We start from the raw sequence: 22,916 nt of genomic DNA on the forward strand, positions 1-22,916 counted from the left end.
CCGCTCCCACGGCGGCCGCCCGCCGTACCCGTACGCGGCGATTCCCCCGCGCAGCGGCATCGGCCACCGTGGCGGACCCGCCGCGGCGGCCCACCGTGGCAGCGGCCCGGCACAGCGCGCGACGCATACCGTAATGCTCAGATCCCGAGACAACCGGACTTCCGGGGCGGCTGCCCCGGCCTAGGAGTGCGTCAGATGTCCTCCGAGTTCTTCATTCCCGACCCCGAGGGTCTCGTGCCGACCCCCGAGGGCTATTTCGGTGCCTTCGGCGGCAAGTTCATCCCCGAGGCGCTGGTCGCCGCGGTCGACGAGGTCGCCGCCGAGTACGAGAAGGCCAAGGCGGACCCCGCGTTCGCGGCCGAGCTCGACGACCTGCTGGTCAACTACACCGGGCGCCCCAGCGCGCTCACCGAGGTGCCCCGGTTCGCGGAACAGGCGGGCGGCGCCCGGGTGTTCCTCAAGCGCGAGGATCTCAACCACACCGGCTCACACAAGATCAACAACGTGCTGGGCCAGGCGCTGCTCACCAAGCGGATGGGCAAGACCCGGGTCATCGCGGAGACCGGCGCCGGCCAGCACGGCGTCGCCACCGCCACCGCCTGCGCCCTCTTCGGCCTCGAATGCACCATCTACATGGGCGAGATCGACACCCAGCGCCAGGCGCTCAACGTCGCCCGGATGCGGATGCTCGGCGCCGAGGTCATCGCCGTGAAGTCCGGCAGCCGCACCCTCAAGGACGCCATCAACGAGGCGTTCCGGGACTGGGTCGCCAACGTCGACCGCACCCACTACCTCTTCGGCACGGTCGCCGGACCGCACCCCTTCCCGGCGCTGGTCCGCGACTTCCACCGGGTCATCGGCGTCGAGGCCCGGCGGCAGATCCTGGAGCGCGCGGGGCGCCTGCCGGACGCCGCCGTCGCCTGCGTCGGCGGCGGCTCCAACGCCATCGGCCTCTTCCACGCCTTCCTCGGGGACGACACCGTCCGCCTGATCGGCTGTGAGCCGGGCGGACACGGCGTCGAGACCGGCGAGCACGCGGCCACTCTCACCGAGGGCACCCCCGGCATCCTGCACGGCTCCCGCTCGTACGTCCTCCAGGACGAGGACGGCCAGATCACCGAGCCGTACTCGATCTCGGCCGGCCTGGACTACCCCGGCATCGGCCCGGAGCACGCCTACCTCAAGGACGTCGGCCGCGCCGAGTACCGCGCGGTCACCGACGACGCCGCGATGCAGGCGCTGCGGCTGCTGTCGCAGACCGAGGGCATCATCCCGGCGATCGAGAGCGCGCACGCGCTGGCCGGCGCCCTGGAGCTGGGCCGCGAGCTGGGCCCCGAGGGCCTGCTGCTGGTGAACCTCTCCGGCCGTGGCGACAAGGACATGGACACCGCCGCCCGCTACTTCGGGCTGTACGACGGCGACAACGCCGACGGTGCAGACGACGATGCCGACAACGCAGCCGCGCACCACGAGAGCAAGGGGGAGAAGTGATGGCGGGCAATGTGGAACTGCTCAATTCCGTGCTGGCCCAGGCCCGCACGGAGAACCGTGCCGCGCTCGTCGGCTATCTCCCGGCCGGCTTCCCGACCGTGGACGGCGGCGTACAGGCCATGATCTCCATGCTGGACGGCGGCTGCGACATCGTCGAGGTCGGGCTGCCGCACAGCGACCCGGTCCTGGACGGCCCGGTGATCCAGACCGCCGACGACATCGCTCTGCGCGGCGGCGTGAAGATCGTCGATGTGATCCGTACGGTCCGCGAGGTGCACACCGCCACCGGGGCGCCGGTGCTGTGCATGACGTACTGGAACCCCGTCGACCGCTACGGCGTCGAGCGGTTCGCGGCCGATCTGGCCGAGGCGGGCGGCGCCGGCTGCATCCTGCCCGACCTGCCGGTCGAGGAGTCCGAGGTATGGCGCAAGGCCGCCGAGCAGCACGGACTGGCCACCGTCTTCGTGGTCGCGCCGAGCAGCCGGGACGAGCGGCTGGCCAAGATCACCGCAGCCGGCAGCGGCTTTGTCTACGCCGCGTCGCTGATGGGTGTCACCGGCACCCGTGAGTCGGTCGGCCGCGAGGCGCAGGACCTGGTGACCCGTACCCGTGCCACCACCGAACTGCCGGTCTGTGTCGGGCTCGGCGTCTCCAACCCCCGACAGGCCGCCGAGGTGGCCCGGTTCGCGGACGGCGTCATCGTCGGCTCGGCGTTCGTCAAGCGGCTGCTCGCGGAGGACGGCGATCTGACGGCCGGCGTCGCCGGGGTCCGTGCCCTGGCGGGCGAGCTGGCCGAGGGCGTACGCAAGCGCGCCTAGGACTTGCTCGCCTAGGACTTACTCGTCTGGGGTGTGTCCGCCCTGGGCGTCCGTCTGGCAGAGGCCGTGGTCCCTCGATAGGGCGAACATCGGTGCGGAGGGGTGCGAAGGCGCCCCTCCGCTTCGTTGTCCAGGGGCGTGAGCCAGAAGAACCATGACGGACAGAGCAGCGCCCGTGAGCGGCTGCAGGCACAGCGTGAGAAAGAGAAGGCGCGCGCCCGGCGCCGACGCCAGGCGGTCGTCGCCGGATCGGTGGTCGCCGTACTGGCGGTCGCCGGTGGTATCGCCGTCTGGGCGGCGTCCAGCAGAAGCAACGGCGACGGCGGCAGCACGCAGGTGGCCTTCCCGAAGGAGGTCAGCGGCGGCGACAAACCCGCCGTCCCGGTGGGCGCGGGCGACGCCCCGTCCACGCTGACGGTGTGGGAGGACTTCCGCTGCCCCGCCTGCCAGCAGTTCGAGACCGGATTCCGGTCGACGATCCATAAGCTGGTGAATTCCGGCCAGCTCAAGACCGAGTACCACCTCGCGACGATCATCGACGGCAACATGGGCGGGAAGGGTTCCCGCAACGCCGCCAACGCCGCGCTCTGCGCCCAGGACGCCCGTAAGTTCCGCGAGTACCACGACGTGCTCTACTCGAACCAACCGCCCGAGCAGCAGGACAAGTTCGCCGACAAGCAGTACCTCGTCCAACTCGCCGGCAAGGTCAAGGGCCTGGTGACCGGCCCCTTCACCAAGTGCGTCAACGACGGCAAGTACGACAGCTTCGTGGAGAAGTCCAACACCGCCTTCACCAACTCCGGATTCCACGGCACACCGACCGTCCTGCTCAACGGCAAGGACCTGTCGACCGTCAATGGCGGGCGGTTCAGCCCGGTGGAGTTCAAGAAGATGGTGAAGGACGCCAACAAGGGGAAGCAGCCGGGGAAGCAGCCGGGGAAGCCGGCGAATTCGGCGCCGGTCAAGCCCGGGAATCCGGCCGTGCCGTCGACGTAGTGGCCGGACACGCGGTGTCACGGCGGAATACGGCGGGGTCGTTACTGAGCCGTTGCCGGGTGGGTTGTCGCCGACCCCGCCCGGCGCGGTAGCGTCGGTCCTGCCATGGACCTCGCATTCATTCCCAGCCCGTCGACCGGTGTCGTACATCTCGGCCCGATTCCGCTGCGCGGCTACGCATTCTGCATCATCATCGGCGTCTTCGTCGGCGTCTGGCTCGGCAACAAGCGCTGGATCCAGCGCGGTGGCCGCTCCGGAACCGTCGCGGACATCGCCGTATGGGCCGTGCCCTTCGGGCTCGTCGGCGGACGCCTCTACCACGTCATCACGACGTACCAGCCGTACTTCGGCAAGGACGGCCATCCCCTCGACGCCTTCAAGGTGTGGGAGGGCGGCCTCGGCATCTGGGGCGCGGTCGCGCTCGGCGCGGTGGGCGCCTGGATCGGCTGTCGCCGGCGCGGTATCCCGCTCCCCGCGTACGCCGACGCGCTGGCGCCCGGCCTGGCCTTCGGGCAGGCGATCGGCCGCTGGGGCAACTGGTTCAACCAGGAGCTCTACGGCCGCGCGACCGATGTGCCGTGGGCGCTGGAGATCAGCTCCGACCCGGCCATCGGACGGGTCGGCGGCACCTACCACCCGACCTTCCTCTACGAGTCCCTGTGGTGCATCGGCGTCGCGGTGCTGGTGATGTGGGCCGACAAGCGCTTCAAGATGGGCCACGGCCGCGTCTTCGCGCTCTACGTCGCCGCCTACTGCGCCGGCCGCGGCTGGATCGAGTACATGCGCGTCGACGAGGCGAACCACATCCTGGGCATGCGGCTGAACGTCTGGACCTCGCTGATCGTCTTCGCACTGGCCATCGCCTACCTGGTGATCTCCGCGAAGAAGCGGCCGGGCCGGGAAGCGGTCGTCGAGCCGGGGGCGCAGCTCGCGGTGGACGAGGGCGCGGATGAGTACGCCGAGGCCGAGGCGGAGGAGTTCGATCGCCTCTCGGGCGGCAAGGCCGCCGGGGACGCCGCAAGCGACAAGATCTCGGTCGAGAAGGCGGCTGAGGCCAAGCCGGACACGGAGTCGGGTGCGAAGGCGGACATGAAGCCTGACGCCGAGGCGGACACGAAGCCTGACGCCGAGGCCGGATCCCAGGAGTCGGCCGACGCCGACGACTCCGCTGATGCCGATGGCGACGCCGAGGCCGCCGGGAGCAGCAACACCAAGAAGCCCTGACGCCACGCGCCACCCGGCTGATGAGCGCCGGGCGGACTCGACACGCCGAGTCCGCCCGGCGCTCTGCTGTTCCCGGCCGGGAGCCCGGTCTCAGCGGCGGCGGTGTGCCAGGGCCAGGACGCGCTGGGCACCGGCGACCACCGCCGCGTCCACGAACCGGCCGTCCGGCAGGGCCTGCGCCCCGGCGTCCGTCGCGGCGGCCTTCACGATCTCCTCGGCCGCCTCGATCTCTCCGGCGGACGGCAGATAGGCCGCCTCGATGACCGGCAGCTGGCGTGGATGGATCGCCGCCCGGCCCAGGAATCCCAGGTCCCGGCCGTGCGCGCAGGTCCGGGCCAGACCGTCCAGGTCGCGTACGTCGGGGTGGACCGACTGCGGCGGCGGGGCCAGTCCGGCCGCGCGGGCGGCGATCACCACCCGGCTGCGCGGCCAGGCCAGCCCCGCCTCGTCCCGCAGCCCCAGCTCCGCCCGGAGATCGGCCTCGCCGAGCGCGATGCCGCGCAGCGACGGGTGCGCGGTGGCGATGGCGAAGGCGTGCTCGATCCCGAGGGCGGATTCGAGGAGCGCGTAGAACGAGGGGAGGGCGGGGACGGTGCGTCCTGCGGTGGCCCAGGCCGCTGCGCGCTGGATGTCCTCCGGACCGTGCACCTTGGGCAGCCGCAGCCCCGCGAGGCCCGGCAGCGGGGCGAGGGTGCGGATCTCGGTCTCGGCGAGCGGGCCGTCCAGCGCGTTGACGCGGACGTGTACCGGGACGGGGCCGGGCACCGGGTCGCTCAGCAGCTCGGCGGTGGCGCGCAGTGCGTGCTCCTTGCGGTCCGGGGCGACCGCGTCCTCCAGGTCGACCACGAGCACATCGGTGTCGCAGCCGAGCGCCTTGGCGACCCTGTCCGGCCGGTCGCCGGGCACATAAAGCCAGGTCAGAGGCGTCGAGTCCGGTTCGGGCGGCAGGCTCACAGGGCACCCGCCGCGCGCAGCCCGGCGATCTCGCGGCCGGTCATGCCGAGGCCGGTGAGCACCTCGTCGGTGTCCGCGCCGTGTGGGCGGCCCGCCCAGCGGATGGCGCCCGGCGTCTCGGACAGCCGGAAGAGGACGTTCTGCATCCGCACGGTGCCGAGCTCGTCGTCCGGGACATCGGTGAGCGACCCGAGCGCCTGGTACTGCTCGTCCGCCATCACGTCCCGGATGTCGTAGACCGGTGCGATGGCCGCCTCGGCCTTCTCGAAGGCGGCGAGCACCTCGGCACGGTCATGGCACGCGATCCAGCCGCCGACCGCCGCATCGAGCTCGTCCGCGTGCCCGGCCCGCCCGGCGCCGGTCGCGAACCAGGGTTCGTCGATCACATCGGGCCGGCCGACCAGCCGCAGCACCCGTTCGGCGATGGACTGCGCCGAGGTGGAGACGGCGACCCAGGAGCCGTCGGCGGTGCGGTAGGTGTTGCGCGGCGCGTTGTTGGCGGAGCGGTTGCCGGTCCGCTGCTGGACATAGCCGAGCTGGTCGTACCAGAGGGGCTGCGGGCCGAGGACGGTCAGCATCGGCTCGATGATCGCCATGTCGACGACCTGGCCCCGGCCGGTGGTGTCCCGGCCGCGGAGCGCGGCCATCACGGCGTACGACGTGACGAGCGCGGCGATGGAGTCGGCGAGGCCGAACGGCGGCAGGGTCGGCGGGCCGTCCGGCTCGCCGGTGATCGCGGCGAAACCGCTCATCGCCTCGGCGAGGGTGCCGAAGCCGGGGCGGCGGGCGTACGGGCCGAACTGCCCGAAGCCGGTGACCCGGGTGAGCACCAGCCGCGGGTTGACGGCGGAGAGTTCCGCCCAGCCCAGGTCCCATTTCTCCAGGGTGCCGGGCCGGAAGTTCTCGATGACCACATCCGCTTCGGCGGCGAGCCGGAGCAGCACCTCGCGGCCGCCGGGCCGGGACAGATCAAGGGTGATCGTCTTCTTGTTGCGGCCCAGCAGCTTCCACCACAGGCCGACGCCGTCCTTGGCGGGCCCGTGGCCGCGTGACGGGTCGGGCCGGCGCGGATGCTCGACCTTGATCACCTCGGCGCCGAAGTCCCCGAGCATGGTGGCGGCGAGCGGACCGGCGAACAGCGTGGCGAGGTCGAGCACCCGCAGTCCGGCGAGCGGGCCGGGGGAGCAGGGAGAGCCAGAAGAAGAGGAGCCGTGACGGGGGCGAGCGGATGGGGGTCCCCCCGTGCCCTTCAGGCATGGGGGAGGGTCTGCGGGGTGTGGGCCGGTCATGGTGCGGGTGCCTCCGGGGGTCGGGTGCCGGGCACGGACCGGTCGAGTGAGGCCCGTGTCCTTTCTGGCCAGCGGTGTCCTACGGGTGGACGACGAGACGGGGGACTTACTCGACCAGTGCCGCGGTGCGGGCCGCGAGCGTGTCGAAGCCGATGCCGTCCAGTCCGCCGACCGTCGTCGTGAGCCGGTTGCGCAGTGGCTCCGTCCAGCGGGCGGGGAGCGCGGCGGGTGTGCCGGCGAGCAGCCCGGTGATCGAACCGGCCGTCGCGCCGTTGGAGTCGGTGTCCCAACCGCCGGACACCGCACGGCAGATGGAGCCGCTGAAGTCACCGTCGGCGTGGGTGAGCGCGGCGGCCAGGAGCGCGGCGTTCGGCACCGCATGCACCCAGTGGTGGTGCCCGTAGGCGGTGTGCAGGCGGTCGACGACGGTCGCGAAACCGGCCGCCGTGCCGGTCGCTTCGTCGCGCGCCGCCGCGATACCGAAGCGGACGGCCCGCGCCAGCCGGGACCGCCCGGGGATCACGGCGAGTCCGGCCCGCAGCGCGTCGTGGACGTCCGCGCCTCCCGCTGCCGCGGCGACCGCGGCCGCCGCGAACATCGCCCCGTACACCCCGTTCGCGGTGTGGCTGAGCGTGGCGTCCCGCCAGGCCGCCGCGGCCGCGGCCGCCGGGTCACCGGGGTGGGTCCAGCCGAAGATGTCCGCGCGGATCTGCGCGCCGATCCACTCCCGGAACGGGTTGCGGTGGCGTGCGGTGTGCGGCGGCTCGATGCCGTCCAGGAGATTGCGGTACGCGATGCGCTCCGCGGTGAACGTCCGGCCGGCGGGCAGCTCGTCCAGCCACAGCCGCGCCACATCGGCGGTGCGGAAGCCATGACCGTGGCGTTCGAGGAGCAGCAGGCCGAGGAGGGGGTAGTTGAGGTCGTCGTCCTCGGGCATCCCGTCGATGTTCTCGGCGAGCGAGGTGGACCGGCTGCGGCGGTTCCAGGGGTGTTGCGCGGCCACTGCCCGGTCCAGGCCGAGTTCGGTGAACCACGAGGTCAGCGGCCAGTTCCCGGTCGAGCGGGCGAGCGCCCGGATGCCGCTCAGCGGCAGCTTCTCGACCGGCTTGCCGAGCAGGCAGCCGGCCGCCCGCCCGAGCCAGCCGGCCTCCAGCCGGGCGGTCAGCGGGCCGGCTGCCGGGAGGGCGGCGCTACGGAGGCCGACGGCCGCATCGTCCTCGCGCACCGCCTCGATCGCCGCCAGGTCGGTGGGCTCGTCGACGTCCAACGGGCAAGGCAGCAGGGTGAGTTCATCGAGCAGCTGACCGGCGAGCGCGCGCAGCGACGGGTCCGCGGGTGCCGGGGAGGCGCCCGCCCGGCCGGGTGCCGGGGTCCCGCCCGCCGCTCGCCACCGGTGCTCGATCCCGGCGGCTTCCCGGCCGTCCTCGGCCGCCTGCCGCAGCTCGTGCCCGATCAGGTCCTCGGGCTGCACCCAGGTCAGCCGCAGTGGGCGGGGCCGCGCCGGGTCGGAGGGGAGTACTGCCGTGACGGTCACCTCATGCCTCCGCGATGGCCGCGAAGGCCCGTTCGTGCGCGCGGCGTCGGGCCCGGTCGCGGCTGAAGATCTCCCGGGCGACCGTGGCCAGCGCCGTCGCGGGGGCGTACAGGTCGAGGCGGCTGGCCCGCGCGACCTCCGCGCTCCACTCGTCCGGCACGGCCGACGCCCCGCGCAGCGCGCCGACCAGCGCCCCGCTCATCGTGGCGATCGAATCGCAGTCCCTCCCATAGTTGACCGACCCGAGGACGGTGGTGCGGAAGTCGCCGTCGCCGACGAGCAGCATGCCGAGCGCGACGGGGAGTTCCTCGATGGCGTGCAGCCGGGACGGGCGGCGCGCGCCCAGCGACGGGTTGCGATAGTCCGGGCCCACCGTGTCGAAGGGGATGACGGCCTCGCGCAGCGGCGTCAGCGCGGACTCGAAGTCACGGTGCGGCGCGGCGGCTTCGCAGACCGCCTCGATCGCGGCGCGGGTGCCGTCCTTGGCGAGCCGGAGCGCGCTGTCGACGACGGACGCCGGGGTGGCGTCCGGCACGCACGCGGCGGCCACGGCCGCGGCGAAGACGCCCGCCGCCTCCCGGCCGTACGACGACTGATGGGCACCCGAGATGTCCAGCGCCTCGGCGTAGGCCCGGTCCGGATTACCGGCGTTGACGACACCGACCGGCGCCATGTACATCGCCGCCCCGCAGTTGACGATGTTGCCGACGCCCGCCTCACGCGGGTCGGCGTGCCCGTAGTGCAGCCGGGCCACGATCCACTTCTCGGCCAGGAAGATCCGCTGCAGCGGCAGCGCCTCGGCCTCCAGCTCGGGGATCCAGCGCGGGGTGCCGATCAGATCCGGTACGAGATGGTCGGCGACGTCATAGGCGTCGAGGTGGTCGCGGACCTTCTCGTAGACCCGTACCAGCGCATGCGTCATGAGGGTGTCGTCGGTGACATGGCCATCGCCCTTGTGGTACGGCGCGATCGGGCGTGCGGTGCGCCAGTCGTGGTGGAACGGGCCGACGATGCCGGTGACCCGGCCCCCGTGCCGCGCCACGATCTGCTCCGGAGTCCAGCCCTCGACGGGCCCGCCGAGCGCATCGCCGACGGCGGCGCCGGCCAGGCACCCGGCGGCCCGGTCCTCCAGGGTCGGCGAGGGGATGTCCGGTGCGGCCGGTGTGCGGGTGGTGGTGTTCGCAGTGGTCGCCGTCATGTGCGGGTGAGTCCTTCCAGGGTCTTGCCGGTCGGCGGGGGAGTCGGGCCGGGCGGGCGGTGAGAAGAGGAGTCCGGGGCGGCGCCCTCGGGCCCGGGGAGGGCTTCCGGCGCGGTCAGTTCCGTCCCGGCGAGCAGGCCCGCCAGTTCGACGAGATCGGTGCCGGCCAGCCGCGGCAGCGCGCAGCCGGAGAGCACCCGGCAGGCGTCGCGCCAGGTCCGGGGAAGCGCGCGGGCGCCGCCGAGCGCACCGGTCAGCGCCCCGGCGAGGGCGGGCGCGGAGTCCGCGACGCGGGACAGGCAGGCGGCGGCCGGCACCGCCTCGGCGACCAGCCCGTCCGATGCGAGGACGAGGGCCAGCGCGACGGGGACGGTCTCGGCCGCGGCGATTCCGTAGCTGTAGACGTGGTCGACGATCTCGTGCTCCAGCACGGGAACCAGCGCGAAGGCGTTGCCCGGACGGCCGGGCCGGTCGGCGGCGACGGCGCCGGCGAGCCGGACCGCGTGCAGCGCGTTGCGGCGGATCTCGGTGCCCTCGGGGAGCTGGACGAGCGCCGTGTCCACACAGCCGCCGGCCGTCGCACCGCCGAGCGCGGCCGCCACCGCCGCGGCCATCGCGCGGGCGCCGTGCACCCCGTCGCCGTCCTGGGTGTAGCGCGCGTCGTACTCGGCCAGCTCGGCCGCCGCGGACGGGTCGCCCGGGTGCACGACGGCGAGGACGGCGGCCCGGATGCAGGCCGCGTCGTCGAAGAAGTGCGGGTTGTCATGGCCGGTGGCGGGCGGCCGCAGCCCGGTCGCGAGGTTGCCGAGCCCGGCCCGTACGGAGATCCGGGCGCGCAGCGGCAGCACCGCGGACTCCACTTCCGGCGCCCGGTCGGCGGCCGCGGCGACCTCGCTGGCCAGCGCGTTCCAGGCGAGGTCGATGGCGGCACGCATCCGGCGGTCCCGGCCGAGGTCGCTGAGCAGTGCCCCGGCCGCGGTGAGCACCGACTCGGCGGTGAAGGCCGCCCACTCGGCGTCGTCGGAGGGGCCGAGCCGCAGTGGCTCGGGAGGCTGGTTGAGGGCGATCGGGACGGGCAGCGTCGTGGTGGCGTTCTGCTCGGCGAAGGTGTCCAGCTCGCGGGTCAGCCGCCGGGTCCACTCGGGCATCCGCGCCGCCCGGTGCCGCGCCGCGGGCCATCCGGCGGCGTCACCGGCGGCCAGCCCGAGCAGCAGCCCTTCGATACGGGCGCGGGCGGCGCCGGCCTGGTCTGCCGCGCCGGGCCGCTCGCCGTTCATGCGTCGACCACCCCCGCCGGCGCCCCGGCGCCCGCCCCTGCCGGCGCCAACAGCTCCGCGATGTCCAGGACGTGGTAGCCCGCCATCGACGGCAGGCAGCTGCCGCGGGCCGGGCCGATGGCCGCGGTCCAGGACTCGGGGATCGCGGCGGCTCCGGCCAGCGCCCCGGCCAGCGCCCCGGCGACCGCCGCCGTGGTGTCGGCATCCCGGCCCATGTTGACCGCGGTCAGCACCGACGCGGTGAAGTCGCCGCGCGCCGCGGTGAACGCGCCGAAGGCGAGGCCGACGGCTTCGGGCGCCAGATCCGTCCAGGGGTAGCCGCCGACGACGACGGCGGAGCGCACCGCGCGCTCGGTGCCGAGCTGGGTGATTCCCGGATCGTGCCGGGACCGCTGGGCCGCGCCGACCGCCCGGCGCAGCGAGCGCGCCGTCCAGGAGTCCTCGGGGACGACGGAGAGCGCGGCGGCGATCACCGCGTCGACAGAGCCCGCGACCATGGCGGTGGCGACCCCGGCGGCGACCGCCCGGCCGCCGTAGATCCCCTCGCCGTCGTGGCTGACCGTGCCGTCGATGGCGACCAGCCGGGCGGCCTCCGCGGGCCGGCCGGCGGCGAACACCCCGAACGGCGCGGCGCGCATCGCCAGGCCGTCGCTCCAGGCGTGCCGGTGCTGTGCCGAGATGGGGGCGGCGAGGCCGCGGCGCAGGTTCTCCAGGGTGCCGCGCTCGCTGAACCCGGCGCCGCGGAACGGCCCCTCGTCGCGGTCCGCGATCCACTGGTGCCAGGCGGCCTCGACATGGGCGACGGTCAGCGCCGAGCCGTGCGCGGCGAGCAGCAGCCCGGAGAAGATCGCGTACTCGGTGTCGTCGGTGCCGGCCGGATCGTCCTCGACATACCCCTCGATACGGCCCCAGCGGCGCCGGATCTGGGAGGGCTTCATGTTCTCCGCGGGCGCGCCGAGCGCGTCACCGACCGCCAGGCCGAGCATCGCGCCCCGCGCCCGGTCGCGCAGCGCCTCGGCGACGGCATCGGGGGCATCGTCGGGCGTGCCGTCGGCGACGGTGAGCCCTTCGGCATGTGGCGCCGGGAGTTCCGGTGCGCTCATGGGTGCGCGCCCTTCTGTCCGTCATGTGGGTCGAACCACTGCGCTGTATCCGTCCCACGCCGGGGCCCCGCTTTCCTCCCCGGACCGGCAGGGTCACCCGGTCGACTCCCTGGGGAGGCATCCGCCCGCATCCCGGGATGCCGCCATGACGGTCGTGTGACTCAGATCACTAGCTACCTCTCCTCGTAAAGCCGCAGGTCAGGGCGGTAAGTACGGCCTTCCTTGCTAGCGGAGAGGGTGATTTCGCGCATACCTTCGAAGCGTTCCAGGGGGAAGTGCCGGCATCGGCCCACACCTCGCTGAAGGGAGTAGGTCCCGATATGTCCGTCATGGAGATCATGGACACCGCGGCGCCGACACATGTCGCCCACCGTGACAACCACACCCACCGCGATGTGAACGGCGGCTGGCTGCGCCCCGCGGTCTTCGGTGCGATGGACGGCCTGGTCTCGAACCTCGCCCTGATGACGGGCGTGGCCGGCGGCTCGCTGCCGCCGCAGACGGTCGTCCTCACCGGCCTCGCGGGCCTGGCCGCCGGCGCCTTCTCCATGGCCGCGGGGGAGTACACCTCGGTCGCCTCGCAGCGCGAGCTGGTCCTCGCCGAGCTGGCCGTCGAGCGGGCCGAGCTGCGCAAGCACCCCAAGGATGAGCTGGAGGAGCTGGCGGCCCTCTATGAGTCCCGCGGCGTCGAGCCGAAGCTCGCCCGGCAGGTTGCCGAGCAGCTCTCCGTGGACCCCGAGCAGGCGCTGGAGATTCACGCCCGCGAGGAATTGGGAATTGACCCGTCCGACCTTCCGTCGCCGGCCGTGGCCGCCGTTTCCTCCTTCGGATCGTTTGCGCTGGGCGCGATTCTGCCTGTCCTTCCTTATCTTCTGGGCGCAACGGCAATCTGGCCGGCGGTGGCGCTCGCGCTGCTCGGACTCTTTGCCTGCGGGGCGGTTGTGGCGCGGGTGACGGCGCGCTCCTGGTGGTTCAGCGGACTGCGCCAACTGGCCCTGGGTGGTGCCGCCGCAGGTGTGACGTACGCCCTGGGAGCTCTCTTCGGAACCGTCGTAGGGTGACGCGTCATGCGGGTGACCGCATAATTAACGCGTTACTCAGCGGTTTCGGTTTGTTGACCTCGGGGCATAAGGCCGAAGCGTCGCGGGCAATGTCGCCTGGCGATCGCCGCCTTGTGGGATGGCAATGTCCGTCCGCGTCCTTGATCCACCGCTATGCGCGGTGTCCGCATGTTGGAAGGCCCTATCCACTTCTTGGGAATGGCGCCATCCTGTAACCTGCACGAAAATTTCGCGGAGGGCCAACGTCGTCCCTCGGCAATGCCTATGCCACGACGACGTTGGGAGAGCTTGATGCGCTTCGCGTCCACGCACTCCGCGACCACCAGCAGCGCCAGCGCCGCCGCATGGTCGCCCATGGACGGGCGCCCCGCCCAGCAGGGGATGTACGACCCGCGCAATGAGCACGACGCCTGCGGCGTCGGGTTTGTGGCCACCCTCACCGGCGAGGCCAGCCACGCGTTGGTCGAGCAGGCGCTCACCGTCCTGACGAATCTGGAGCACCGCGGTGCCACCGGCTCGGAGCCCGACTCCGGTGACGGCGCCGGCATCCTGCTCCAGGTCCCGGACGCGTTCCTGCGCGAGGACGTCACCTTCGAGCTTCCCGAGGCCGGCGCGTACGCCGTCGGTATCGCCTTCCTGCCGTCCGACGCCCAGGACGCGGCCGCTGCCGTCGCGCGCATCGAGACAATGGCCGTCGAAGAGGGCCTGGACGTCCTCGGCTGGCGCGTCGTCCCGGTCGCCCCCCAGCTGCTCGGCAACGGCGCCCGCGCCACCATGCCGGCCTTCTCCCAGCTGTTCGTTTCAGGCAAGCACAGCGTCGCGGACGGCGAGAACACCGGCCTCGCGCTGGACCGCAAGGCCTTCGCGCTGCGCAAGCGCGCCGAGCGGGAGGCCGGTGTCTACTTCCCGTCCCTCTCCTCGCGGACCATCGTCTACAAGGGCATGCTGACCACCGGCCAGCTGGAGCCCTTCTTCCCGGACCTGTCCGACCGCCGCTTCGCCACCGCCGTCGCGCTGGTCCACTCGCGGTTCTCCACCAACACCTTCCCGAGCTGGCCGCTCGCCCACCCGTACCGCTTCGTCGCGCACAACGGCGAGATCAACACGGTCAAGGGCAACCGCAACTGGATGCGCGCCCGCGAGTCGCAGCTCGCCTCCAAGCTCTTCGGCAACGAGGACCTGGAGCGGATCTTCCCGGTCTGTACGCCCGACGCCTCCGACTCCGCCTCCTTCGACGAGGTCCTGGAGCTGCTGCACCTCGGCGGCCGGTCGCTGCCGCACTCGGTGCTGATGATGGTCCCCGAGGCGTGGGAGAACTCCACCGCCATGGACCCGGCCCGGCGCGCCTTCTACCAGTACCACTCCACGATGATGGAGCCCTGGGACGGCCCGGCCTGCGTCACCTTCACCGACGGCATCCAGGTCGGCGCGGTCCTCGACCGCAACGGTCTGCGCCCCGGCCGCTACTGGGTCACCGACGACGGCCTCGTCGTGCTCTCCTCCGAGGTCGGCGTCCTGGACATCGACCCCGCCAAGGTCGTCCGCAAGGGCCGCCTCCAGCCCGGCAAGATGTTCCTCGTCGACACCGCCGAGCACCGCATCATCGAGGACGACGAGATCAAGGCGCAGCTCGCCGCCGAGCACCCGTACCAGGAGTGGCTGGACTCCGGCCTGATCGACCTGGCGGACCTGCCCGAGCGCGAGCACATCGTGCACACCCACGCCTCGGTCACCCGCCGCCAGCAGACCTTCGGCTACACCGAGGAAGAGCTGCGCGTCATCCTCGCCCCGATGGCCAAGGCCGGCGCCGAGCCCATCGGCTCGATGGGCACCGACTCGCCGATCGCCGCGCTCTCCGAGCGCCCCCGGCTGCTCTTCGACTACTTCACCCAGCTGTTCGCGCAGGTCACCAATCCGCCGCTGGACGCCATCCGCGAGGAACTGGTCACCTCGCTGATCTCCTCCCTCGGCCCCCAGGGCAACCTCCTGGAGCCGACCGCGTCGTCCTGTCGCAGCGTGACCCTGCCGTTCCCGGTCATCGACAACGACGAGCTGGCCAAGCTGGTCCACATCAACGCCGACGGCGACATGCCCGGCATGAAGGCCGTGACCCTCTCCGGCCTCTACCGGGTCTCCGGCGGCGGCGAGGCACTGGCCGCCCGGATCGAGGAGATCTGCGCCGAGGCGGACGCCGCCATCGACGACGGCGCCCGGCTGATCGTCCTCTCCGACCGCCACTCGGACGCCGAGCACGCGCCGATCCCGTCGCTGCTGCTCACCGCCGCGGTCCACCACCACCTCATCGGCACCAAGGAGCGCACCCAGGTCGGTCTGCTCGTCGAGGCCGGCGATGTGCGCGAGGTGCACCATGTCGCGCTGCTCATCGGCTACGGCGCCGCGGCCGTCAACCCGTACCTGGCGATGGAGTCCGTCGAGGACCTCGTCCGCGCCGGTACGTTCCTGCCCGGCGTCGAGGCCGAGACCGCCATCAAGAACCTCATCAAGGCGCTCGGCAAGGGCGTCCTGAAGGTCATGTCCAAGATGGGCATCTCGACCGTCGCCTCCTACCGCGGCGCGCAGGTCTTCGAGGCCGTCGGCCTGGACGAGGCCTTCGTCGCGAAGTACTTCAACGGCACCGCCACCAAGATCGGCGGCGCGGGTCTGGACATCATCGCCAAGGAGGTCGCCGCCCGGCACGTCAAGGCGTACCCGGTCTCCGGCATCGCCGCCAGCCACCGCGCGCTGGAGATCGGCGGCGAGTACCAGTGGCGCCGCGAGGGCGAGCCGCACCTCTTCGACCCGGACACCGTCTTCCGCCTCCAGCACTCCACCCGTTCGCGCCGCTACGACATCTTCAAGCAGTACACCGAGCGGGTGAACGAGCAGTCCGAGCGGCTGATGACGCTGCGCGGCCTGTTCTCCTTCGACTCCGGCCGCCCCGCGGTCCCGCTGGACGAGGTCGAGTCGGCATCCGAGATCGTCAAGCGCTTCTCCACCGGCGCGATGTCCTACGGGTCGATCTCCCGCGAGGCCCACGAGACCCTCGCCATCGCCATGAACCAGCTGGGCGCCAAGTCCAACACCGGTGAGGGCGGCGAGGACCCGGACCGGCTGTACGACCCGGCGCGCCGCTCGTCCATCAAGCAGGTCGCCTCCGGCCGCTTCGGTGTGACGTCCGAGTACCTGGTCAACTCCGACGACATCCAGATCAAGATGGCCCAGGGCGCCAAGCCCGGCGAGGGCGGCCAGCTGCCCGGCCACAAGGTCTACCCGTGGGTCGCCAAGACCCGGCACTCGACGCCGGGCGTGGGGCTGATCTCCCCGCCGCCGCACCACGACATCTACTCCATCGAGGACCTGGCTCAGCTGATCCACGACCTCAAGAACGCCAACCCTGCGGCCCGCATCCACGTGAAGCTGGTCTCCGAGGTCGGCGTCGGCACGGTCGCCGCGGGTGTGTCCAAGGCACACGCGGACGTGGTCCTGATCTCCGGCCACGACGGCGGTACGGGTGCTTCTCCCCTGACGTCTCTGAAGCACGCCGGTGGCCCCTGGGAGCTCGGCCTCGCCGAAACCCAGCAGACGCTGCTGCTCAACGGCCTGCGCGACCGCATCGTCGTGCAGACCGACGGCCAGCTCAAGACCGGCCGCGATGTCGTCATCGCCGCCCTGCTGGGCGCCGAGGAGTTCGGCTTCGCCACCGCCCCGCTGGTCGTCTCCGGCTGCGTCATGATGCGCGTCTGCCACCTGGACACCTGCCCGGTCGGCATCGCCACCCAGAACCCGACGCTGCGCGAGCGGTTCAGCGGCAAGGCCGAGTACATCGTCAACTTCTTCGAGTTCATCGCCGAAGAGGTCCGCGAGCTCCTCGCCGAGCTGGGCTTCCGCACCCTCGACGAGGCCATCGGCCACGCCGAGATGCTCAACACCGCCAAGGCCGTGGACCACTGGAAGGCGCAGGGCCTGGACCTGGCCCCGCTGCTGCACGTCCCCGAGCTGCCCGAAGGCGCGGTCCGCCACCAGGTCACGGTCCAGGACCACGGCCTGGAGAAGGCGCTGGACAACGAGCTCATCAAGCTCGCCGCCGACGCGCTGGCCGCGGACTCCGCCGAGGCCGCGCAGCCGGTACGGGCCCAGGTCGCGATCCGGAACATCAACCGGACCGTCGGCACCATGCTCGGCCACGAGGTCACCAAGAAGTTCGGCGGTGCCGGTCTGCCCGACGACACCATCGACATCACCTTCACCGGCTCGGCCGGCCAGTCCTTCGGCGCGTTCCTGCCGCGAGGTGTCACGCTGCGCCTGGAGGGCGACGCCAACGACTACGTCGGCAAGGGCCTGTCCGGCGGCCGGGTCGTGGTCCGCCCGGACCGCGGCGCCGACCACCTCGCCGAGTACTCCACCATCGCGGGCAACACCCTCGCCTACGGCGCGACCGGCGGCGAACTGTTCCTGCGCGGCCGGGTCGGCGAGCGGTTCTGCGTCCGCAACTCCGGTGCCACGGTGGTCTCCGAGGGCGTCGGCGACCACGGCTGCGAGTACATGACCGGCGGCCACGCCGTCGTCCTGGGCGAGACCGGCCGCAACTTCGCGGCGGGCATGTCCGGCGGCACCGCGTACGTCATCGACCTCGACCCGCAGAACGTCAACCGCGAACTGGCCGACGCGGTCACCGCGCTGGACGACACCGACAAGCAGTGGCTGCACGAGGTTGTGCGCCGCCACCAGGAGGAGACCGGCTCGACCGTCGCCGAGAAGCTCCTCGCTGACTGGGACGCGGCCGCCGTGCGCTTCAGCAAGGTCGTCCCGGCCACCTACAAGGCAGTGCTCGCCGCCAAGGACGCCGCCGAGCGAGCAGGACTCTCCGAGTCCGAGACCCACGAGAAGATGATGGAGGCGGCGACCAATGGCTGACCCCAAGGGCTTCCTGACCACCGACCGCGAGGTCGCCAAGACCCGCCCCGTCGGCGAGCGCGTCAAGGACTGGAACGAGGTCTACGTTCCCGGTTCGCTGCTGCCGATCATCAGCAAGCAGGCCTCGCGCTGCATGGACTGCGGTATCCCGTTCTGCCACAACGGCTGTCCGCTGGGGAACCTCATCCCCGAGTGGAACGACTACGCCTACCGCGAGGACTGGAGCGCCGCCAGCGAGCGGCTGCACGCCACCAACAACTTCCCGGAGTTCACCGGGCGGCTGTGCCCCGCTCCCTGCGAGTCGGCGTGTGTCCTCGGCATCAACCAGCCGGCCGTCACCATCAAGAACGTCGAAGTCAGCATCATCGACAAGGCGTGGGACAAGGGCGATGTCACCCCGCAGCCGCCGGAGCGCCTGTCCGGCAAGACCGTCGCCGTCATCGGCTCGGGCCCGGCCGGTCTCGCCGCCGCCCAGCAGCTGACCCGCGCCGGCCACACCGTCGCCGTCTACGAGCGCGCGGACCGTATCGGCGGTCTCCTCCGCTACGGCATCCCCGAGTTCAAGATGGAGAAGCGCCACATCAACCGCCGCATCGAGCAGATGCGCGCGGAGGGCACCAAGTTCCGTACGGAGGTGGAGATCGGCCGCGACATCGACGCCGCCAAGCTGCGCAAGCGCTACGACGCCGTCGTCATCGCCGCCGGCGCCACCGCCTCCCGCGACCTGCCGGTGGCAGGGCGTGACCTCAAGGGCATCCACTTCGCGATGGAGTACCTGCCGCTCGCCAACAAGGTGCAGGAGGGTGACCTGACCGTCGCCCCGATCACCGCCGAGGGCAAGCACGTCGTCGTCATCGGCGGCGGCGACACCGGCGCGGACTGCGTCGGCACCGCCCACCGCCAGGGCGCGGCCTCCGTCACCCAGCTGGAGATCATGCCCAAGCCGGGCGAGGAGCGGAACCCGGGCCAGCCCTGGCCGACCTTCCCGATGCTCTACAAGGTCACCTCCGCGCACGAGGAGGGCGGCGAGCGGGTCTACTCCGTCTCCACCACCCACTTCGAGGGCGACGAGGACGGCAACGTCAAGGCGCTGCACCTGATCGAGGTCGAGTTCAAGGACGGCAAGCTGGAGCAGAAGCCCGGCACCGAGCGGACCATCCCCGCCGACCTGGTCACCCTCGCCATGGGCTTCACCGGCACCGACCAGGAGAACGGCCTGGTCGCCCAGTTCGGCCTGGAGCTGGACGCCCGCGGCAACATCGCCCGCGACGCGGACTTCGCCACCAACGTCCCCGGCGTGTACGTCGCCGGTGACGCGGGCCGCGGCCAGTCGTTGATCGTGTGGGCCATCGCCGAGGGCCGCTCCGCCGCCCGCGGCGTGGACCGCTTCCTGACCGGAGCCAGCGCCCTGCCGGCTCCCATCAAGCCGACGGATCGCTCGCTGACCGTGTGACCGTCACCTGATGTCCCGTACAACGTCGTGCGGAACAACCCGGCGCCTGCCCCCTCCCCGACCAGGGGGCAGGCGCCGCGTGTCATTCCGGCTGCGGGTGAGATTCCCGGGCCGTGACTGATCTGTGGTCCGGCCGATCCGTGGTCCATGGATCGATCCGCGGTCTACGGGGCGTGGGTGGCCGATGAGCCGGCCCGCTGCCCCGGGAACCGCCGACCCAACCGCTCCGCCAGCTCCCGCGCGGGCGCCGGAACCGGCTCGTACGGCGGCGTGCCCGAGGACCGGAAGTCATACACCGGCGGGCACCACGCCGACAGATCGACACCGCGATCGCCCATCGGCAGCACCCACCGGGGATCCGCGTGCACCCGCAGCACCTGCGCCTCGATATGCGTCCATGCGCCGTCGGTCACCGTCAGCTCGGCGACGCAGCGCGCCTCCAACTGCAGTGGGCAGTCCGCCAGTCGGGGCGGCCGCACCATCTCGGACGGTTCCGTCAACGGCGTGTCCGACGACGACGGGCAGCCGCCCGTTCCCGCCCGCTCCTCCTCGGACCCTGTACCGGCCGGTGAGAGGTTGAAGACCACCTCCGGGCGCACCACGAGATTGCGCGCGGCGCGGCCGCGCGCGGGCAGCCAGGCACTCACAACCGGGCCGAATTCCCAGGTGATCTGCAGGGCGACCAGCCCGAATGTTCCGTCGTCGTTCTCCGTGGACAGCAGCGCCCGAGTGACCGAACTGCTCTTCTCCAGCACGCATTTCATGATTCTTAGGATAGAAGCCGAATCATTCGGCGATCACCGAAGTGTGATGACCGCTTACTCTCTGCATAATCTCTGCACATGAACCGACGGGATGCCGATCACGAAAGCACCGCCGAAACCCCGGACCTGGCCGCCCTCGCGGCGCTGCTCGCGGACCGCACACGCGCCGCCATCTGCATCGCCCTGCTGGACGGCGGCTCCTGGTCCGCGGGTGAACTGGCCGAATACGCCGCGGTGGCGCGCTCCACCACCACCGAACACCTCAACCTCCTGGTCGCCGGCGGCCTGCTCACAGAGGAACGACAGGGGCGGCGGCGCTACGTACGCCTGGCCGGACCCGACACCGCGGAAACCCTGGAGAACCTCGCCGGACTGGCCCCCTACCGCCAGGTCCCGGTCCGCTCCCTCGTCGAGGCCAACCACCGCAGAGCCCTGCACCACGCCAGAACCTGCTACGACCACATCGCGGGCGCGCTCGGCGTCGCCATCGCCGAGACGATGACCGAACGCGGCCTGCTGGTCAGGGAATACGGCCTGATGCTGACCCGGGACGGTGCGTCCTGGCTCGCCGACCTCGGCATCCCCGACGCCGGCCCGTCCGCCGCCCACCGCGCCCACGTTCGCACCTGCCTCGACTGGACCGTGCGCCGGCAGCACCTCTCCGGCGCGGTCGGCGCCGCCCTGTGCCGGCACGCCCTGGACCAGAGGTGGATCGTCAAGGTCGCGTCCACCCGCATCATCACCGTCACCGAGGCGGGCCGTGCGGCGTTCCGCCACCTGGGGCTGGCCGAGAGCGCCCTGTCACCGTCCCTGACGCTGGTACCGCCCGGCGTGTGACGGCGCTCGCCGCCGGACAACTCGCCACGGGACCTTCCTGGAGTGTGACGTTCAGGACTGAATCCGGCTCTCGTCTAGGCGAGCCGGGCCGGGAAACCGCCCGTGGCGACCGGTCCCCAGCGCACCGGCGTCACCCGGATCAGTGACTTGCCCTGCTTGAGCATCGCCGCCCGGTACTCGTCCCAGTCCGGGTGCTCACCGGAGATGCTGCGGTAGTACTCGACCAGCGGCTCGACCGAATCCGGGGCGTCGATGACCTCGGCATCTCCGTCGATCTGCACCCAGGGACCGTTCCACTCGTCGCTCAGCACCATCACACTGACCGACGACACCCGGCGGGCGTTACGGACCTTGGCGCGCTCCGGATACGTCGACATCACCAGCCGCCCGGAGCTGTCCACCCCGCACGTCAGCGGCGACCCCTGCGGAGTGCCGTCGGCCCGGCGGGTGAGCAGGATCGCACGGTGGCGGGGGCGGACGAACTCCAGTAGTTCGGGCAGCTCGACACGGGTGTTCGTAGCGATGGAGGGGCTCATACGGGCGAGACTAGGTGGTGGAGCGCGCTCCAGGGTAAGGCCGGGCACGGGCGTGGCGTCCGGGGGAGCGGCGGCCGGCGATCACTTGAGGAGCTGCTTACCGGTGGCCGCGTCCACGACCTTGCGGTCGTCCAGCGGGCTCTTCAGCTTGACCTTCACCTTGTTGGTGACCAGCTGATCGGTGCACATCCCCTTCGGATCCTTCTTCTTGCCCCAGCCGGAGACCACCACGAAGCCCTTTGACTCATGGGTGTGCACACCGTACTCGGCGTCGCACGCACCGTGTCCGACGGTCACCGTGATCTCCCGTACCGCGGTGTTCTTCGGGCGGTCGGCGCCGGCCAGCGGCAGCATCGTGTCCTTCCGCCCGGAGACGGGGGAGACCTTCGGCCAGTCCCGCGCGATCTGCTCCGCCCGCTGCTCGAACGGGTCTTGCTTCTTCGGGGGCGCGGTGCCCACCGTCTGCTTCTCACTGCCGCAGCCGGACAGCGCGACGGTGCCGGCGGCCGCCATCGCGAGCACGGCGGTCAGCGAGCGGGAATGGGGACGAGTACGGGTCATGTCCTACCTCCTCAGGTCATCGATGGGACGTGGCAGGAGGGGGACGGGTTCCGCCGCGTTCGCCGTGCGCTCAATCCGCCCAGGGCGCAAGGCAGGGGCAGGCGGTCCCTGCACCCGTTAGCGTCCGAGCCATGGACTCGATCACGCTCACCGAAATCACCCCGGACATCTGGCAACTCCCCTTCCCCGTAGGGCATGTGTACGTCGTCGCACTGCCCGACGACGGGTACGCGGTCGTCGACACCGGCATCCCCGGCTCCGCGCCCGCCATCCTCGACGCGCTCGCCCGGCTCGGCGCGGCGCCGGGCGATCTGCGGCAGATCGTGCTGACCCACTCCCACCTCGACCACATGGGATCGGCGGCCGACCTGGCGGATGCCACCGGCGCCCGCATCCTGGCCGGCGTACACGACGCACCGGTCATCCGGGGCACCACCCCCGAACCCCCGCCCGTGTACACCCTGGCCGAACGGGTCCTGCACGAAGGCATCTTGGCGGACTTCGCCGACGCCGGGCTCCCGCCGCTGCGCCACGTCGCGGTCGACGTCGAACTGCACGACGGGGACACCCTGGACGACTGGGCGGAGCCCGTCCGGGTGCTGCACGTCCCCGGCCACACACCGGGCGGGATCGCCCTGTACCTGCCCGAGAGCGGCCTGCTCTTCCCCGGCGACATCATCGGCTGCGGCGGTGGCCGTGCGGTCCTCGGTCCGTTCAACGTCGACCGCGAGGTGGCGATCGCGTCCTTCCGCCGCCTCGCCGCGCTCGACGGCCTGGACACCGTGTGCGTACCCCACGGCGAGCCGATCCGTACGGGCGCACGCGCCGTCCTGGCGGCGGCCACCCCGGAGAAGGACTGGCTGTGAGGGAGGGGCCGGGACCTCATGCGCCGCACGGCCGGACGGC

Annotated in this window: 18 protein-coding genes; 9 read left to right on the top strand and 9 right to left on the bottom strand. The window is 71.9% G+C overall.

Features of this window, described 5'->3' with window-relative positions:
- The first annotated feature begins 195 nt into the window (after nucleotides 1–195).
- From trpB to lgt, 4 genes are all read left to right on the top strand, one after another.
- Complete coding sequence (gene trpB / locus AB0I10_RS06850) at nucleotides 196–1,491, top strand: tryptophan synthase subunit beta (protein WP_363151254.1); 1,296 nt, start codon at nucleotides 196–198, stop codon at nucleotides 1,489–1,491.
- Nucleotides 1,491–2,309 carry a tryptophan synthase subunit alpha gene (gene trpA / locus AB0I10_RS06855; RefSeq protein WP_363151255.1) on the top strand — a complete coding sequence of 273 codons (819 nt, stop codon included), beginning with the start codon at nucleotides 1,491–1,493 and terminating at the stop codon, nucleotides 2,307–2,309. The genes trpB and trpA overlap by 1 nt, the downstream gene beginning before the upstream one ends.
- A gap of 138 nt (nucleotides 2,310–2,447) precedes the next feature.
- Complete coding sequence (locus tag AB0I10_RS06860) at nucleotides 2,448–3,305, top strand: thioredoxin domain-containing protein (protein WP_363151256.1); 858 nt, start codon at nucleotides 2,448–2,450, stop codon at nucleotides 3,303–3,305.
- 105 nt (nucleotides 3,306–3,410) lie between these two features.
- Nucleotides 3,411–4,529, top strand: coding sequence for a prolipoprotein diacylglyceryl transferase (gene lgt, locus AB0I10_RS06865; protein WP_363151257.1), 1,119 nt, complete (start codon nucleotides 3,411–3,413; stop codon nucleotides 4,527–4,529).
- A gap of 90 nt (nucleotides 4,530–4,619) precedes the next feature.
- On the opposite strand, the gene AB0I10_RS06870 is transcribed toward lgt, so the two are convergent.
- The 6 genes from AB0I10_RS06870 to AB0I10_RS06895 form a co-directional block, all read right to left on the bottom strand.
- The gene (locus AB0I10_RS06870; RefSeq protein WP_363151258.1) at nucleotides 4,620–5,483 is read right to left on the bottom strand and encodes a CoA ester lyase; all 864 of its coding nucleotides are present in this window, start codon (nucleotides 5,481–5,483) and stop codon (nucleotides 4,620–4,622) included.
- Complete coding sequence (locus AB0I10_RS06875; protein WP_363151259.1) at nucleotides 5,480–6,772, bottom strand: CoA transferase; 1,293 nt, start codon at nucleotides 6,770–6,772, stop codon at nucleotides 5,480–5,482. The genes AB0I10_RS06870 and AB0I10_RS06875 overlap by 4 nt, the downstream gene beginning before the upstream one ends.
- Nucleotides 6,773–6,878: 106 nt before the next feature.
- Nucleotides 6,879–8,306 carry an ADP-ribosylglycohydrolase family protein gene (locus AB0I10_RS06880; RefSeq protein ID WP_363151260.1) on the bottom strand — a complete coding sequence of 476 codons (1,428 nt, stop codon included), beginning with the start codon at nucleotides 8,304–8,306 and terminating at the stop codon, nucleotides 6,879–6,881.
- Between the two features lies 1 nt (nucleotide 8,307).
- A complete protein-coding gene (locus AB0I10_RS06885) occupies nucleotides 8,308–9,504 on the bottom strand; it encodes an ADP-ribosylglycohydrolase family protein (RefSeq protein WP_363151261.1) in 1,197 nt (398 codons plus the stop codon).
- Nucleotides 9,501–10,781, bottom strand: coding sequence for an ADP-ribosylglycohydrolase family protein (locus AB0I10_RS06890; RefSeq protein WP_363151262.1), 1,281 nt, complete (start codon nucleotides 10,779–10,781; stop codon nucleotides 9,501–9,503). The genes AB0I10_RS06885 and AB0I10_RS06890 overlap by 4 nt, the downstream gene beginning before the upstream one ends.
- A complete protein-coding gene (locus AB0I10_RS06895; RefSeq protein ID WP_363151335.1) occupies nucleotides 10,778–11,767 on the bottom strand; it encodes an ADP-ribosylglycohydrolase family protein in 990 nt (329 codons plus the stop codon). The genes AB0I10_RS06890 and AB0I10_RS06895 overlap by 4 nt, the downstream gene beginning before the upstream one ends.
- A gap of 446 nt (nucleotides 11,768–12,213) precedes the next feature.
- On the opposite strand from AB0I10_RS06895, the gene AB0I10_RS06900 reads away from it, so the two are divergent.
- From AB0I10_RS06900 to AB0I10_RS06910, 3 genes are all read left to right on the top strand, one after another.
- Entirely contained in the window at nucleotides 12,214–12,945 is a 732-nt protein-coding gene (locus tag AB0I10_RS06900) for a VIT1/CCC1 transporter family protein (RefSeq protein ID WP_363151336.1), read from the top strand.
- Between the two features lie 291 nt (nucleotides 12,946–13,236).
- Nucleotides 13,237–17,859: a glutamate synthase large subunit gene (gltB, locus tag AB0I10_RS06905; RefSeq protein WP_363151263.1), complete on the top strand. Its 4,623-nt coding sequence runs from the start codon at nucleotides 13,237–13,239 to the stop codon at nucleotides 17,857–17,859.
- Nucleotides 17,852–19,312: a glutamate synthase subunit beta gene (locus tag AB0I10_RS06910; protein WP_363151264.1), complete on the top strand. Its 1,461-nt coding sequence runs from the start codon at nucleotides 17,852–17,854 to the stop codon at nucleotides 19,310–19,312. The genes gltB and AB0I10_RS06910 overlap by 8 nt, the downstream gene beginning before the upstream one ends.
- Nucleotides 19,313–19,476: 164 nt before the next feature.
- Here the strand turns inward: AB0I10_RS06910 and AB0I10_RS06915 are convergent, their stop codons facing one another.
- Nucleotides 19,477–20,076, bottom strand: coding sequence for a hypothetical protein (locus AB0I10_RS06915; protein ID WP_363151265.1), 600 nt, complete (start codon nucleotides 20,074–20,076; stop codon nucleotides 19,477–19,479).
- A 78-nt stretch (nucleotides 20,077–20,154) separates the two neighbouring features.
- Here AB0I10_RS06915 and AB0I10_RS06920 point away from each other — a divergent pair, with 78 nt between their 5' ends.
- A complete protein-coding gene (locus tag AB0I10_RS06920; RefSeq protein WP_363151266.1) occupies nucleotides 20,155–20,913 on the top strand; it encodes a winged helix-turn-helix domain-containing protein in 759 nt (252 codons plus the stop codon).
- A gap of 74 nt (nucleotides 20,914–20,987) precedes the next feature.
- Here AB0I10_RS06920 and AB0I10_RS06925 read toward each other — a convergent pair whose 3' ends face one another.
- Complete coding sequence (locus AB0I10_RS06925) at nucleotides 20,988–21,449, bottom strand: PPOX class F420-dependent oxidoreductase (RefSeq protein ID WP_363151267.1); 462 nt, start codon at nucleotides 21,447–21,449, stop codon at nucleotides 20,988–20,990.
- An 81-nt stretch (nucleotides 21,450–21,530) separates the two neighbouring features.
- Nucleotides 21,531–22,010 (bottom strand): hypothetical protein, encoded by a 480-nt coding sequence (locus tag AB0I10_RS06930; protein ID WP_363151268.1) that lies wholly within the window; start codon nucleotides 22,008–22,010, stop codon nucleotides 21,531–21,533.
- 131 nt (nucleotides 22,011–22,141) lie between these two features.
- Between AB0I10_RS06930 and AB0I10_RS06935 the strand changes: the two genes are divergently transcribed.
- A complete protein-coding gene (locus AB0I10_RS06935) occupies nucleotides 22,142–22,876 on the top strand; it encodes an MBL fold metallo-hydrolase (RefSeq protein WP_363151269.1) in 735 nt (244 codons plus the stop codon).
- Nucleotides 22,877–22,916 lie beyond the last annotated feature (40 nt).

The sequence above is a fragment of the Streptomyces sp. NPDC050636 genome, assembly GCF_040654775.1.
Classification (GTDB): domain Bacteria; phylum Actinomycetota; class Actinomycetes; order Streptomycetales; family Streptomycetaceae; genus Streptomyces.

Coding starts and splice junctions, on each gene's coding strand:
- trpB (WP_363151254.1), top strand. CDS start 196: ATGTCCTCCGAGTTCTTCATTCCCGACCCCGAGGGTCTCGTGCCGACC.
- trpA (WP_363151255.1), top strand. CDS start 1,491: ATGGCGGGCAATGTGGAACTGCTCAATTCCGTGCTGGCCCAGGCCCGC.
- lgt (WP_363151257.1), top strand. CDS start 3,411: ATGGACCTCGCATTCATTCCCAGCCCGTCGACCGGTGTCGTACATCTC.
- AB0I10_RS06875 (WP_363151259.1), bottom strand. CDS start 6,772: ATGACCGGCCCACACCCCGCAGACCCTCCCCCATGCCTGAAGGGCACG.
- AB0I10_RS06885 (WP_363151261.1), bottom strand. CDS start 9,504: ATGACGGCGACCACTGCGAACACCACCACCCGCACACCGGCCGCACCG.
- AB0I10_RS06890 (WP_363151262.1), bottom strand. CDS start 10,781: ATGAACGGCGAGCGGCCCGGCGCGGCAGACCAGGCCGGCGCCGCCCGC.
- AB0I10_RS06895 (WP_363151335.1), bottom strand. CDS start 11,767: ATGCTCGGCCTGGCGGTCGGTGACGCGCTCGGCGCGCCCGCGGAGAAC.
- AB0I10_RS06900 (WP_363151336.1), top strand. CDS start 12,214: ATGGAGATCATGGACACCGCGGCGCCGACACATGTCGCCCACCGTGAC.
- gltB (WP_363151263.1), top strand. CDS start 13,237: ATGCGCTTCGCGTCCACGCACTCCGCGACCACCAGCAGCGCCAGCGCC.
- AB0I10_RS06910 (WP_363151264.1), top strand. CDS start 17,852: ATGGCTGACCCCAAGGGCTTCCTGACCACCGACCGCGAGGTCGCCAAG.
- AB0I10_RS06915 (WP_363151265.1), bottom strand. CDS start 20,076: ATGAAATGCGTGCTGGAGAAGAGCAGTTCGGTCACTCGGGCGCTGCTG.
- AB0I10_RS06920 (WP_363151266.1), top strand. CDS start 20,155: ATGAACCGACGGGATGCCGATCACGAAAGCACCGCCGAAACCCCGGAC.
- AB0I10_RS06925 (WP_363151267.1), bottom strand. CDS start 21,449: ATGAGCCCCTCCATCGCTACGAACACCCGTGTCGAGCTGCCCGAACTA.
- AB0I10_RS06930 (WP_363151268.1), bottom strand. CDS start 22,010: ATGACCCGTACTCGTCCCCATTCCCGCTCGCTGACCGCCGTGCTCGCG.
- AB0I10_RS06935 (WP_363151269.1), top strand. CDS start 22,142: ATGGACTCGATCACGCTCACCGAAATCACCCCGGACATCTGGCAACTC.